The sequence below is a fragment of the Rubneribacter sp. genome, assembly GCF_965361815.1.
The window spans coordinates 1-14,285 of the sequence record NZ_CBDTNW010000148.1 but is presented as its reverse complement, the minus strand read 5'-3'; the positions used below and the strand labels follow the sequence as shown (position 1 = coordinate 14,285).

10 protein-coding genes are annotated in these 14,285 nt (G+C 66.3%); 2 read left to right on the top strand and 8 right to left on the bottom strand.

All coding sequences use genetic code 11. The features are described 5' to 3' along the window. The 5 genes from ACWKY3_RS10970 to ACWKY3_RS10950 all read right to left on the bottom strand — a co-directional run. Nucleotides 1-1,084 (bottom strand): ATP-binding protein (locus ACWKY3_RS10970; protein ID WP_449316445.1); only part of this gene is annotated, 1,084 nt, incomplete at its 3' end. Nucleotides 1,085-1,389: 305 nt separating this feature from the next. Then, nucleotides 1,390-2,472 carry a phosphoribosylformylglycinamidine cyclo-ligase gene (purM, locus tag ACWKY3_RS10965; protein ID WP_449316446.1) on the bottom strand — a complete coding sequence of 361 codons (1,083 nt, stop codon included), beginning with the start codon at nucleotides 2,470-2,472 and terminating at the stop codon, nucleotides 1,390-1,392. A gap of 75 nt (nucleotides 2,473-2,547) precedes the next feature. Beyond that, entirely contained in the window at nucleotides 2,548-4,038 is a 1,491-nt protein-coding gene (gene purF / locus ACWKY3_RS10960) for an amidophosphoribosyltransferase (RefSeq protein WP_449316444.1), read from the bottom strand. Then, a complete protein-coding gene (srtB, locus tag ACWKY3_RS10955; protein WP_449316443.1) occupies nucleotides 4,035-5,279 on the bottom strand; it encodes a class B sortase in 1,245 nt (414 codons plus the stop codon). The genes purF and srtB overlap by 4 nt, the downstream gene beginning before the upstream one ends. A 346-nt stretch (nucleotides 5,280-5,625) precedes the next feature. After that, a complete protein-coding gene (locus ACWKY3_RS10950) occupies nucleotides 5,626-7,368 on the bottom strand; it encodes a polyphosphate--AMP phosphotransferase (RefSeq protein ID WP_449316442.1) in 1,743 nt (580 codons plus the stop codon). Between the two features lie 326 nt (nucleotides 7,369-7,694). On the opposite strand from ACWKY3_RS10950, the gene ACWKY3_RS10945 reads away from it, so the two are divergent. Together ACWKY3_RS10945 and ppk1 are read left to right on the top strand one after the other, a co-directional pair. Then, on the top strand, nucleotides 7,695-8,618 hold the full coding sequence (locus ACWKY3_RS10945; protein WP_449316441.1) for a Ppx/GppA phosphatase family protein: 924 nt from the start codon (nucleotides 7,695-7,697) through the stop codon (nucleotides 8,616-8,618). A gap of 57 nt (nucleotides 8,619-8,675) precedes the next feature. After that, on the top strand, nucleotides 8,676-11,381 hold the full coding sequence (gene ppk1 / locus ACWKY3_RS10940) for a polyphosphate kinase 1 (RefSeq protein ID WP_449316440.1): 2,706 nt from the start codon (nucleotides 8,676-8,678) through the stop codon (nucleotides 11,379-11,381). Between the two features lie 94 nt (nucleotides 11,382-11,475). Here the strand turns inward: ppk1 and glmM are convergent, their stop codons facing one another. The 3 genes from glmM to ACWKY3_RS10925 form a co-directional block, all read right to left on the bottom strand. Beyond that, on the bottom strand, nucleotides 11,476-12,810 hold the full coding sequence (gene glmM / locus ACWKY3_RS10935; RefSeq protein WP_449316439.1) for a phosphoglucosamine mutase: 1,335 nt from the start codon (nucleotides 12,808-12,810) through the stop codon (nucleotides 11,476-11,478). Continuing rightward, nucleotides 12,810-13,310 (bottom strand): phosphoribosyl-ATP pyrophosphatase, encoded by a 501-nt coding sequence (locus ACWKY3_RS10930; protein ID WP_449316438.1) that lies wholly within the window; start codon nucleotides 13,308-13,310, stop codon nucleotides 12,810-12,812. The genes glmM and ACWKY3_RS10930 overlap by 1 nt, the downstream gene beginning before the upstream one ends. A gap of 206 nt (nucleotides 13,311-13,516) precedes the next feature. Continuing rightward, nucleotides 13,517-14,285, bottom strand: a 769-nt coding sequence (locus tag ACWKY3_RS10925) for a DNA-directed RNA polymerase subunit alpha C-terminal domain-containing protein (protein ID WP_449316437.1), incomplete at its 5' end; no start/stop codon positions are given.

Genomic DNA, 14,285 nt, shown 5'->3' with positions numbered 1-14,285 from the left:
CGAGATATTCTCGCAATCCCGGCATGTCAAACGCTAGTATGCCACGACCCTTTTCTGCAACCACACCAGCCTCGACGAGACGGTTTTTATAAACGCTCACATAACCGCTGTTCTCTCCAATACGCGCAGCGATATCGGTCATGCGGCTCACCTCGCCATCGGCAAGCATAGCCGAGAGAACGCGTTTGTCACCTTCAGACAGCTCATAGAATGTCGCCTCGAGGATGCGATCCTCCATTTCAAGACGCGCGAGAGCCACGGCATTTGCCACATCCTCCTGAGATATAGCATCAGTTTCGGGATGCTGATCCCACGCTCGATAGCCAACAAGCTGCATGAGATAAGGAAATCCATCGATTGCTTCCACCGCCATCGAGAGTCCCTTGTCATCGATACGTCGACCACCCTCTTCCACCGTCTTGCGCAGTGCATCTTCCACCTCATAATCTGCAATGCGACCAAGCCGATGCTTGAATGCGCGACGAAGAAAAGAGACCGTATCATCACTGATCAGGGATGATACGTTTCCTGGCAATCCTGCCATAACAAGGGAAACACGACGACCTTCACGAACAAAATGCTGGTACACAGACGCAAGCTTGATCATCTCATCAACATCGGCGCGCACCTCGTCTACCGTGATCAAAAGACCTACTCCATACCGATCAAGCTCATCAAGGAGACGATTCATGCGCGTGCGCCAATTACCGCGCCCCTCGTCCTCGTATTCCCAGGTCATTTCAAATATCTGACCGATAGAAACCCCCGTTACACGAGCATTTCCCCCAGACGAAATAAACTGGCTACCCGCTTCGGCCGCACGCTCAAGAATGTCCTCAAGCATCCCCTCTTCGGCCGTCACGCTCGCCGCCACCCACCCCCGACTAAGCGCTATCTCGGCCAAATACGAAAGGAGCGCCGTTTTACCTGTGCCGCGGGCACCTACAAGAATGGTCGAAAGATTCGGGTCGCCCGGTCCCCGATCAAACGCTCGCTCCATATCATCAATGATGCGAGATCGACCAGCTAAATAGGGAGGAACTTGCCCAAAACTAGGAGTGAACGGATTACGCAACTGAGACACATCAACCTCCTTCACTCAAGTAGAAGAACGCGCTTTGGCGTCTGTTTTGCATTTTTTGAAGCCCTTTGCAATTTTTGAAATCTTTTGCATTTTTTGAAGTATACCGCGATTGATGCACTCCGTTTTGTTTCTTTTGTCATTTTTTGTTTTCTTTGTCTTTTCGATCTATCAGGTAAAATGATGAAGAACGATCATCTTTATAGGAGAAGTGCGACACCGCATCAGCGCAATTTTGGCCCTTAAAGCGAAGGTTCCCCGAACAACGCCTGGGGAACCCTCGTTCGCGAGCGGTCTGCCTTTTCGCCCTACCCCTCGTAGCCGTAGAGCGCACCCTCGTTCGCGTAGCGCACCTCGCCCGTGCCCGCCACAATGCGTCCCACGCGGTACGTGGCCTCGCCCGCCTCGGCCAGGGCGGCCTCCACCTCGTCGGCGCGCGCGGGGTCCACGATGAGCACCATGCCCAGGCCCATGTTGAAGGTTTTGAGCGCCTCAACCTCGCCAAGGTGCGCGGCGGCGCACACGTAGGAGGCGATGGCCGGCACAGGCCACGTGCCCAAGTCGACCTCGGCATCCACGCCCGCGCCCAGCGCGCGGTTCAGGTTCTCGGTGATGCCGCCGCCCGTGATATGCGCAAGCGAGCGCACGGCCCCGGGGCACGCGTCCAGCACGGCGCGCACCGGCTTCACGTAGATGCGCGTGGGCGCCAAAAGCGCCTCTTGAAGGCTCTCGCCGCCCAGCTCTTCGCGCGCGATGCGCAGCTCGTAGTGGGTGATGCCCTCCACGCACACCTTGCGCGCAAGCGAGTAGCCGTTGGAGTGCAGGCCGCTCGACGCCATGCCGATGAGCACATCGCCCTCGCGCACGCTCTTGGGATCGAGCATGCGCGGCCGATCGACCACGCCCACGCAGAAGCCGGACAGGTCGTAGTCGTCCGGATCCATCACGCCGGGGTGCTCGGCCATCTCGCCGCCGATGAGCGCGCAGCCCGCCTGCTTGCAGCCCTCGCCGATGCCCGCCACGATCTCGGCCACGGCCTCGGCCTTGAGCTTGCCGATAGCCACGTAGTCCAAGAAGAACAGCGGCTCGGCGCCCGTGGCCAGGATGTCGTTGGCGCACATGGCCACCAGGTCGATGCCCACCGTGTCGTGCTTGCCGGCCATCTGGGCCACTTTGAGCTTCGTGCCCACGCCGTCGGTGCCGCTCACCAAAAGCGGATCGGCCATGTCCTTGGCCGCCGCGATGGAGAACAGGCCGCCGAAACCACCGATGTCGCCCACCACCTCGGGACGGTACGTGTCGTGCACCACGTCCTTGATGGCCTCCACGGCGCGCGCGCCCTCGGCGGTGTCCACGCCCGCCTGCGCGTACGTGACGGCGTCCTCGTCCATCCAGCTGGGCATATGGGGGGCGTCGGTGCGGCCCTGGTTGGCGGTCGTTGCGTCGGTCATGCTCTCTCCTTGCGTTTACGCGTCGGTTCCCCCGGCGCTCTGGGCGTACACGTCCTCGAACTCCTTCTTGGTGCGAAAGCTCCTTGCCGCCAGCGCCTCGGGGATGTCCACCGGGTAGTCCCCTGTGAAGCAGGCGTCGCAGAAGCCCTGGTGCCGCGCATCGGACACGGCGGCCCGCAACCCCTCAAGCGATATGAAGGCAAGCGAGTCCGAGCCTATCCACGCGTTCATCTCGTCCAGCCCCATGTTCGCGGCGATCAGCTGGTCGCGCGTGTCGGTGTCGATGCCGTAGAAGCACGGCCACAGCACCTCGGGACTCACGATGCGCAAGTGCACCTCGGCCGCGCCCGCGTCGCGCAGCATCTGCACGAGCTTCTTGGAGGTGTTGCCACGCACGATGCTGTCGTCTATGACCACGAGCCGCTTGCCGGCGATGACCGACGGCAGTGGATTGAGCTTCAGGCGGATGCCCAGCTGGCGCATGGCCTGCGTCGGCTCGATGAACGTACGGCCCACGTAGCGGTTCTTCACGATGCCGTCCGCGTACGGGATGCCGCTTTCGAAGGCGAAGCCGAGCGCCGAGGGCACGCCCGAGTCGGGCACGCCCAGCACCAGATCGGCCTTCGCGGGCGCCTCCTGCGCGAGGATGCGGCCCATGGAGCGCCGGGCCTGGTAGACGCTCTGCCCGTCGATCACGCTGTCGGGGCGGGCGAAGTACACGTACTCGAATATGCACGAGGCGCGCCTCCCGGCGGCAACGCCCTGCTCGGAATGCACGCCCTCGGCGCTGAACCGCACGATCTCCCCCGGCTTGACGTCGCGCACGTACGTCGCGCCCACGATGTCGAGCCCGCACGTCTCCGAGGACACCACCCAGCCGCGGCCTCCCGCCAGCTCGCCGATGCACAGCGGGCGGATGCCGTTGGGGTCGCGAAACGCGTAGAGCGCATCGGGGCTGGCCAGCACCATGGCATAAGCGCCCTCCATCGCCTCCATCGCGTGCCGGATGCCGTTGCGCAGATGGTGCGTCTCCTGCGTCACCTGGCCGATGAGCTTCGCCGCGGCCTCGCTGTCGGTGCCGGCGCGCAGCTGCACGCCGTCGCGCGCAAGCCGCGCCCGCAGCGCGTTCGTGTTCACGAGCGTGCCGTTGTGCGCGAGCGCTATCAGCACGTCATCGATGGCCGAGATGTGCGGCTGGGCCGCCTCCCACGAGGCCGCGCCGCCGCTGGTGGAGTAGCGCGCGTGCCCCACGGCCACGAAACCCTCGAGCGCGGCCAGCGTGGCCTCGTCGAACACCTGCGTGACCAGGCCCAAATCCTTCGCCGCCAGCACCGTCTCGCCGTCTCCCACGGCGATGCCGGCGCTCTCCTGGCCGCGATGCTGCAGCGCCTGCAGCCCGAAGCACGCCATGCGCGCCACGTCCTCGCCCGGAGCGAACACGCCGAAGACGGCGCACTCCTCCTCCGGGCGGTCGGGACGCTGACCGGGAAAAACGGACGTGCTCATGCGGCGGCCTCCTCGCCCGCCCCCTCTGCGGGCACCTCCTGCGCGGCCTCCTCGGGTGCGTAAGAGGGATCCTCCACAACGGATTCGGCCTCCTGCGACACCGCGGCGCCGTCGGTCCCCTCAACCGCCACGGAGCTTTCGGCCACGTAGGCGAACAGCACGTAGCGTCCGTCGGAGGGGAGGTTGTCGCACGTGGCCAACGCGAACGTGCGCTCCATGTCGGAGGCGGCGGGAACGTCGGAAACCGCGACGGTCGAGCGGTCCAGCTTGTCCTGCACGTAGGCGACGCGCTCCTCCTCGCTTGCGAACGACACCTGCGCAAGCGGGTCGTCGGCCGCGCAATGCACGAGCGAGAACGTGGTCAGCTTGTAATTGCCCTGCGGCGTGAGGATGTAGACCGTGCGGTGGGCGTTGAACTCCCCGGCGTCGTCAAAGCCGGCGATGGCCGCGAACATGGCGCCGTTGTTCAGATGGTGCCCGTACACGATGCTGTTGGCGTCGGAGAAGTCGGGCGCGTTCGCCGCCGACAGGAAGATGCAGCCGTAGGTGGCGCCCCAGCTCTGCTCGCCGTTGAAGTCGCGCGTGAGGTACGTCTCGTCGTTGTCCGTGTGCACGATGGGGTAGTTGATGTTGGTGCCCGGAACGTACACCCAGCCCACCGTGTCGGGGTTGATGGCCAAAAGCGCGTCCCAATCGACCTCGAGGTCGGCCAAGGGAGTGGCCTCTATGTCGCTGGGCGCCGAGAACCCGGTCGCGGCTATCTCGTCGTAGGCCTTCTGCCCCTGCCAGTAGCTGAACGCCAGCGCCCCGAGGGCCGCCAAAGCCACCACCAGCACCACGAGCGCGATCCAGAACACCACGCGCCACGGTCCGCCCTTCTTCTTGCCCGCCGCGCTGCCCGCACCGCCCGCCCCCGCGCCCGCCGGGCCTGCGGACGCGCCTGCGTAGCCGTACGATGCGGCGGGCCGGTACGCCTGCTGGGGGAACTGCTGCCGCGCGGCGCGCGGGTCCTGCCGCTGCGCCTGCTGGGCGGGCGCCGTCCGCGCTTGGGACGCCGGCCGATAGCCCTGCTGCGCGCCCTGCCGACGCGGATCCGCCGGCACCGGCGCCTGGCGCCCGACCGCGCGGCGGGCGTCCTGGGCCTGAGGCGCGAAGCCCTGCGCGTCGGCCTGCTGCTGAACGCGGGCGCGAGCGTGGCGGCCGCGCGGCTCGGGATCGGGGTACTGTCGGTAGTCGCTCATGTTCGCCTTTCGAGTGCTCATCGGACGGCAGGCGCCCACGCGCCGGTCGTCCGTCGTCGCCAAACCGTTACCATGATACGCAAAACGCCCTCTATACGAGGGCGCGATGCTGGCAAAAACGCAAATTCAGCGACTGCGGACCGCATGCCGCCGTCGGCTACTTCTTCATCTCGTCGATGAAGCCCTTCGCTATGAAAACAACGATGATGAGCACGATGATGGCCACAATGACCCAGATAGCCTCCATAGGCACGGACAAACCGAACAAAGTCATAGCTTCCCCTTTTATCATGCGCGGCAAAGCGCGCAGTCGGCGTTAACAGTTGCGCTCCATAGTAACGCGATCTCAGTTTTCGCGCAAGCGAGCCTCCAGAGCGTCGTTGATTATTTTGAGCGCTTTGACCCGGGCGTGGCGCTTGTCGTCGCTCTCCAGCACAATCCAGGGGGCGAACGGCGTTGACGTCAGGCGGAACATGTCCTCCACCGCAGCCTTGTACTGCGGGTACTTGTCGCGGTTGCGCCAATCCTCGTCGGTGATCTTCCACTGCTTGGCGGGATCCTGCTCACGGTCGCGGAACCGGCGCAGCTGCTCGTCGGGGCTCACGTCCACCCAGAACTTCAGCAGGATGGCGCCCCAGCGCACCAGCTCCTGCTCGAACTCGTTGATCTCGTCGTAGGCGCGCGCCCACTCCGACGGAGAGGCGAACCCCTCCACGCGCTCCACCAGCACCCGTCCGTACCAGCTGCGGTCGTAGATGCCCACGTGCCCCGCCTTCGGCAGGCGCGTCCAATAACGCCACAGGTGCGGGTGCAGAAGCTCGGGCTTGGTGGGCGCGGGGCTGGGGAATATCGTGTAGGCGCGCGCGTCGAGCGCCTGGGCGACGCGCTTGATGTTGCCGCCCTTGCCGGCCGCGTCCCATCCCTCGTACATGATCATGAGCGGGATGCGCTTCTGGTACATCTCCATTTCAAGCTTGTTGAGGCGCCGCTGCTGCCCTTTGAGCTCTTCTTTGTACGCAACCGGGTCCAGGACCAGGCCATGGTCTTGGGCGTCGAGCACGGGCGGGTCGTCCACCTGGCGGAAGCGCGACGCCCGGGGCGCGCGGGCCCGCGCCTCGGCGGCCTCGCGCTCGGCGGCTTCCACAACAAGCGCCTCCTCCTCCGGAGTGCGGCCGAACAGGGGCACCTCCTCCAGCGCGCCGGCGGAATTGGCCTGCGCCTTGGCGCGCGCGGCCGCCTCCTCCGCATCGGGCTGGGCGGAAAGGGCCGCCTCCAAAGACGACGCCAGCGTTTCGGCTATCTGGAGGTTCGCGCGGCGCTTGTCCTCGCCGTTGACGAGGTGCCACGGCGCATAGGAGAAATCGCTGCCCTCCAGGAGGTTGTCGTAGAGCCGGTACGCCTCCTCGTAGTTGCCGATGCGCGCCAGCTTGTCCTTGCCCACGCGCCAGCGCGTGGCCGGGTCGTCGTGCAGCCGCTCGAGGCGCTTCTTCTGGGCCTCCCTGGTCACATGCACGAAGAACTTCACCACCAGGTAGCCGTCGTCGACCAGCTGGCGCTCGAAGTCGGCCACCGAGTTGAGGTAGCGGCGCAGCGCGTCGATGTGCCGCTCTTCGCGCGCCTCGGCCATGGCCGCCGCCACGGCCTTGCGCTTAGCCTTGTCGGACGCACCGTCTTTGATGGACAGGCTGCCGAACTCCGTGTACAGCATGTGCTGCACCGCCGAGGTGTACCAGCCGCGATCGTAGAACGTGATGGTCCCGCGCATGCCGAGCGCCTTCCAGAACTCCTGCATGGTGGGATAGAACCCCGTCACGCCGCACTCGGCGCCCGCGAAGGAGCGCGCGGCCTTCACGTCCAGGTTCTCGGTCACATACACGCTGGTCGCGCGCGCATCCAGATGGTACATGAGGTCGGAGATGCGGCTGCCCTTGCCGGCGCCGTTCCATCCTTCGAACAGCACCACCAGCCCCACGCCGCGCTCGCGCGCCTGCTGCTGCAGCACCACGAGGCGCTCCATCAGCTCGTCGCGAAGCGGCTTGTACTCGTCTTTGGGCAGCGACGGCAAGGAGAAATCGACGGTTTCCAGCATGGGGCGTCCTTTCATCGAGGGTGCCCCGCCATCATATCACAGAGACGCGCTGCGACGAGGTTCGGCAACCCCCGCCGACGGCGGCGCGCCCGCATCCCGCACGCCGCCGCTTCGTCAGGCCCAGGTAAAATCTTTTCGGCAATGGTGTTGGGCGCTTTGCGGAATGGCGAGGTTTGCCTAGAATGGACGCGATGAAGGACCAGATCGCGTCCGGCGGCTTGACGAGGCGCGCCCCGCAGTTGGACAGCCCGCGCCTCGCAACCCGGCGGCACAGACGCCGAAGCCCCGGCCCGCGCACGAAACGCCCCTGTAGGACAAGAGGAGCCATGAGCAACTACGGAGTGATAGACCTCGGATCGAACACCATCCGCCTCGTCGTGTACGAGACGCGCGACGACCGCCGCAAGGCGTGCGGCTGCAAGGAGTTCAAAAGCCTCATCAACGACAAGGTGATGGCGGGGCTTTCCGCCTACGTGGAAAACGGCGTGTTCTCGCAGGCCGGCATCGACCGGGCCGTGAACGTGCTCAAAGGCCACGCGAAACGCGCGCGATACTTCGACTGCAAGAAACTGGAGGTGTTCGCCACGGCCGTGCTGCGCAACGCCTCCAATAGCGCGCAGGCCGTGGAGGAGATAGCGGGGCGCACAGGGCTGCCCATCGTCTTGCTGTCCGCGCGCGACGAGGCGCACCTGGGGTTCGTCGGCGCCACGTGCGACCGCCCCACAGGCGACGGCACCTTGGTGGACATCGGGGGCGGCTCCACCGAGCTCACCCGCATCGAGGGCGGGCGCGACTTCGACAACGCGAGCATGGGCCAAGGGTCGCTCTCGTCGTTTGCGCGCCATGTGCGCGGCGTGCTGCCCGACCGCGCCGAGATGGAGCGCATCGCCGAGGAGCTGCGGGACCGGCTGGACGCCCTGCCCCGCCGCGACGCCTACCGCTGCGACACGCTCTACGGCATCGGCGGCAGCGTGCGCGCCGCCGCCAAAATGCTCGAACAGGTAACAGGGGCGGAAGCTCGCCCGAAAACCATGACGAAACGCGCCATTCATGAGATACTGGAATGGTGTCGAAACGATCCGAACGCGTTCGCCCACACGGCCCTCAAGGCTTCGGCCGAGCGCGTGCACACGCTGGTGCCGGGCTGCGTCATCCTCTGCACGCTGTTCGAGGAGCTTGGCGCGAAGAAGCTGGAGGTCTGCAAGCACGGCGTGCGCGAAGGGTACCTGATCGACCGCATGCTGGGCTAAAGGCCCAAGCGCCAACGCGCATCGGCACGCCGACGAAACGCACGGGAAGGAATGCCCATGGAAGCAGACAAAAAGGCCTTGAGCGAAACGGCCCCGAGCAACCCGGAAGACGCCCGCAAGGCCCCCGCGCCCGCCTTGAGCGAGCATGTCGGGTCCGAAGCGGCGGCTGCGGCGAACCTGGCGGCGCCGTATCTGCAAAACCGCGAGCTTTCGTGGCTCGCCTTCAACGAGCGCGTGCTCGATCAGGGCGCCGACGAGACGGTGCCGCTTCTGGAGCGCCTGAACTTCATCTCCATCTTCTGGAGCAACCTGCAGGAGTTCTTCATGGTGCGCGTGGGAAGCCTGACCGACCTCTCGCTGGTGAAGAAGCACATCGTCGACTCCAAGTCCGGCATGACGCCCGCCGAGCAGCTCGACGCCATCTACGCGCGCTGCCACGAGCTCTACCCCATCCAGGAGCGCACCTACGAGGAGGTCCGCCGCCTTCTGCGCGAGCAGGGCGTGAGCCACCTGCGCCCCGGCGACCTCGACGACGAGCAGCGCGCCTTCCTCGCGCGCCACGTGCGCCAAAACGTCATGCCCTTCCTCTCGCCGCAGATCATCAACTCGCGCCACCCCTTCCCCCACCTGGAGAACGGCGCGTTGTACGTGGTGGTGCGCCTGGACGAGCAGGCCGGCCCCGGCAAGAAGCCCGTCAAGGCGAAAGGCGCCGACAAGGACAAGGCGTCCAAGGCCGACAAAGCCAAAAACCTCGGCGCCGAAGGCGTGACGCTGGGACTCGTGCCCATGCCGCGCCAGTGCGCGCGCGTCATCGAGCTGCCGGGCGAGGGGTTCCCCTTCATCCTGCTCGAGCACGCCATCGAGATGGTGGCCGACGAGGTGTTCAGCATGTACACCGTCAAGCACACCAACGTCATCTGCGTCACCCGCAACGCCGACCTGGACGCCACCGAGGGCACCGACGAGCAGGACGAGGACTACCGCGAGCACATGAAGCGCATCCTGAAGAAGCGCGCCCGCCTGGCGCCGGTGCGCCTGGAAAGCGAGCGGCCGCTGTCCTCCACGCTCTCCAAGCTGCTGCTCAAGCGCCTGGGACTGAAATCCCACCAGGTGTTCTCGACGTCGGTTCCGCTGAACATGGGGTTCACCTGGGGTCTGGGAAGCCACCTGCCCGAGAAGCTGACCGCCCGGCTGACCAACGCCCCGTTCGCGCCCCAATGGCCCGCCTGCCTCGACCGCAACCGCCGCATCATCGACCAGGTGGCCGAAAAGGAGGTGCTGCTCTCCTACCCCTACGAGTCCATGGACGCGTTCGTGCAGCTTCTGCGCGAGGCGGCAGGCGACCCCGCCGTCATCTCCATCAAGATCACGCTCTACCGCCTGGCCAGCCAGTCGCACCTCGCCGAGGCGCTCATCGCCGCAGCCGAAAACGGCAAGGAGGTCACGGCGCTGTTCGAGCTGCGCGCCCGTTTCGACGAGAGCAACAACATCGAGTGGTCGCAGCGCTTCGAGCAGGCGGGATGCAGCGTCATCTACGGATTCCGCGACTTCAAGGTGCACAGCAAGATCTGCTGCATCACACGGCAGACCGAACACGGCCTGCAGCACATCACGCAGCTGGGCACCGGCAACTACAACGAGAAGACGGCCAAGCTCTACACCGACCTGTCGTTCATCACCACCGACGAGACCTTCGGGCGCGACGCCATGGAGTTCTTCCGCAACATGGGGTTGGAGAACACCTCCGACAACTACGGCATCCTCTGGGTGGCCCCTTTGCAGATCAAGCCGATGATCATCTCCCACATCGACCGCGAGATAGCCAAGGCGCGCGCCGGCGAGCCGTGCGGGCTGTTCTTCAAGACGAACTCTGTCACCGACAAGGACGTCATCGAGAAGATCGTGGAAGCGTCGCAGGCGGGCGTTCCCGTGACGCTGTTCGTGCGCGGCATATCGTGCATCGTGCCGGGAGTGGAGGGCTTCACCGACAACGTGCGCGTGGTGTCCATCGTCGGACGGCTTCTGGAGCACAGCCGCATCTACGGGTTCGGCCCGCGTGAGAGCATGAAGCTCTACCTGTCGAGCGCCGACCTCATGACGCGCAACATGGACAAGCGCATCGAGATAGCCTGGCCCGTCCTTGACGAGGGACTGCGCGGCCAGATCCTCGATTACCTGGACGTCTGCCTGGCCGACACGGCCAAGCTGCGCGAACTTCTGCCCGACAAAAGCTACACGCCCCTGGGCGCGCGCGCCGAGCGTGACGCCGACGGGCGCATCACGCTGTTCGAGTCGCAGGACTATCTGATCAAGCGCGCCCAGCAGCGCCGACTCGAGGCGGCCGAACGGGAAGCAACCCGCGACGCCTCCCGCCGGCGCGCCGCGCAGCTGCTGGCCTCGAACGAGGCGGCGGAAGTGGCGGAGCCGCCCGCAACGCGCCCGACGGAAAGCGAGGAGAGGCCGACCTCCTCCCTGCCCGACGCGCAGGCGTCCGCGCGCGAGGCCGAGGTGATAGCGGCAGCCGCCAACAAGGCCGCCGAGCTGGCGGCCCAAGCCGCAGCGCGGGCAACGGCCCAGGCCGCCGAGGCCGCGCGGGCCGCAGAGCCCGCCGCCGTGCTGGAAGCCGACGCCATAGAGCCGCCGAGCGACGGCGCCTTGGAAAGGGTCGCCGGCCAGGACATCGCGGCCGCCCCGCCCGCCCCCGCCGATACGGGCAGGCCCGGGCTGCTCGTGCGCATCCTCAGCCTGTTCGTCCGCAAGTAGCAGGCAAAGGAGGGCCCGGGGCGCATACGCCCCGGGCCCTCCTCAAACACGCAGGTGCGAAGCGGCGCCCCCGCATTCCGCTTCGGCCGCCCTCCTACACCTCGCGCTCCACAACGTCGGCGATGGCCTTCGCGTGACGCTCGGCTTCGGCCGCGTCGGACGCCTCCACCATGACGCGGACCACCGGCTCGGTGCCGGAAGGGCGCAGAAGCACCCGACCCGAATCCCCCAGCGCCTCCTCGGCCGCCGCCACGGCCGCACAGACCGCCTCGTTGCCGTCCACCGCGTGCTTGTCTCTCACGCGAACGTTGACGAGCGTTTGCGGGAAGCGCGTCATGACCGCCGCGGCCTCCTCGATCGACACGTCCGCCCGACGGCACGCCGCCAAGAACTGCAAGGCCGTCACCAAGCCGTCGCCCGTTGAGTTGTGCTCGAGGAAGATCATATGCCCGGACTGCTCGCCGCCGATGGCGAAACCGCCCTCGCGCATGGCCTCCAGCACGTAGCGATCGCCCACCTTCGTCTGAACAAGCTCTATCCCCGCGTCGCGCAGCGCGTGCGTCAGGCCTAAGTTGCACATGACCGTGGACACGGCCGTGTTGCCGGGCAGCTTGCCGCGCTTCTTAAGGTCGATGGCGCACACGGCCTCCACCACGTCCCCGTCGATCTCGTTGCCCTGCGCGTCCACCATCATCACGCGGTCGGCGTCGCCGTCGTGGGCGATGCCCACGTCCGCGCCTATCTCGGCCACCAGCGCGCGCACCGGTCCCAGATGGGTGGAGCCGCACTCGACGTTGATGTCGGTGCCGTCGAAGTCCTCGTTGATCACCGTCACGTCCGCTCCCAGACGACGCAGCGCCTCGGGGCTTGTCATGCACGAGGCGCCATGGCCCACATCGAGGGCCACCTTGAGGCCGGCCAGGTCGATGCCCTCGCACGCCACCGTCCGCACCGCGTGGGCGATGTAGCGCTCGCAGGCGTCCTCGACGGGAATGGCCACGCCCACGGCGTCGCCCACCGGCACATCCTCGGCCGCCGCGCCGCCGCGCGCCACGAACGCCTCTATCTCGTCCTCCACCGCGTCGGGCAGCTTGAAGCCCTCCCCGTCGAACAGCTTGATGCCGTTGTACTCCGGCGGGTTGTGCGAAGCGGAGATGACCACGCCGCCGTCGCAGGACAGCTCGCGCACCAAAAGCGCGATGGCGGGCGTGGGGATGATGCCGGCGAGCAGAGCCGTTCCGCCCATGGACATGACGCCGGCCGCCACGGACGCTTCCAGCATGTCGCCCGAAAGGCGCGTGTCCTTGCCGATCAGGATGGTCTTGCCCTTGAAGGCCACCGCCGCCTGGCCCAGCTTGAAAGCCAGGTCGCACGTCAACTCCGTGTTCGCCACACCGCGAACGCCGTCGGTACCGAATAGACGAGCCATCACTTGCCCCTTCTCACGTGTTCGTCGTACAGTCGGACGCCGCCGCGCGGGCGCTCGCCCTCGGTCATCCTCATGTTGAGTTCGGCGGCGAACTCGTCAAGCGGCACGCCGTATCGTTCGAGGACGACGAGAAGATGATACACCACGTCGGCAGCCTCGTAGCGCAAATGGTCGACGGCGGCCGCATACTCGGGTGGGAGCTCCACGGTAAGCGGCCCCTCCCCGTCCGCGCCGTCGCGATCGGATTCAAGCGCAAGGGCGGCCGCCAACGACGACGTCGCCCACGCCTCCACGTCCTTGGCCGCAAGCGCCGTCTCCCCCGCCTCCTCCATGACCTTTTTCAGCACGCCGTCGACCGGCCCGGTCAGAAGCCTGTGCGTGTAGCTTTCCTCGCCGGCGTCGCGCCGTGCCGCTATCGTGGACGCCAGCGCCTCCAACGTGGCGCCTATCTGGGACGCCGGGCGCGCCTCATCTGCGGGAATGTACGTTTTCTTAGGCATAGCGCTCCTCGCTTCATGGGATGGGAATGGTTGCGCCGCAACAGGGGCGAACCGGCGAAACCGGAAGGGATCGCCAAAGGCGGACGGCCCAGGCGGCAAAGCCGAGAAAGACCGGCGAGCGCCGGCCTTTCCTCCCCTTGCCGCCCGTCGACGCTCGCGCCTCCGGCGACAGAAAGAGGGGCGCGCCGCAGCACGCCCCCTGTTGCTTACTCGTCAGCCTGCGAGTTGGAGGCTTCCTCGTCCTCCTTGCTGGTCACGCCGAAGCCGAGCGATCCCACCGAACCCAGAAGCGCGTCAAGCTCTTCCAGGTTGCGCTGGTAGGAGCGCGGCGGCAGGGCCTCGCCCAGCATGTCCTCGCCGGACGTGTCGAAGGTCGGAGGCTCGTCGCCGCCGATGAGGATGGTGTCGTCGGGCGAGAACACCATGTCGAGCAGCTGCGACATGTCGTCGCTCGTGGCCGCGAGGTCGTCCTCTATCACATGCGTGAGGTCGCGCTCCGCCAAGCCCTCCTTCAGCTCCTCGATGGCCTTCACGCCGATGCCCTCGATGCGCAGCAGGTCCTCCTCGGTGTGGCCCACAAGGTCGGCCACCGTCTCGATGCCCGCCTCGCTGAACTTGTTGGCCCAACGCTGCGACACGCCCAGGTCGTCGTAGATGTACAGGCGCGCCTCCTCGTCGGACAGCTGCGGCCCGCGATGCCCGAGCGAAAGCCCGCTGTAGTAGCTGCCGTAGCTCGAGCCCATGTTGAGGTAGCCGTCGCCGTCGAGCGACCAATCCTGCGGCTGCGGCAGCAGCTCCTCGATCTCGCGGAGCGCGTCGGGCGCGAAGTCGGGCAGCTGCTCGCTTTGCACGCCGGACACCGGACGGCCCTTGTAGGTGAGTCCCACCTCGCGGTAGCGCGAAAGGCCGGTGCCCGCCGGGATGGGCTTGCCGATGATGACGTTCTCCTTGAGGCCGGCCAGATGGTCCACCTTG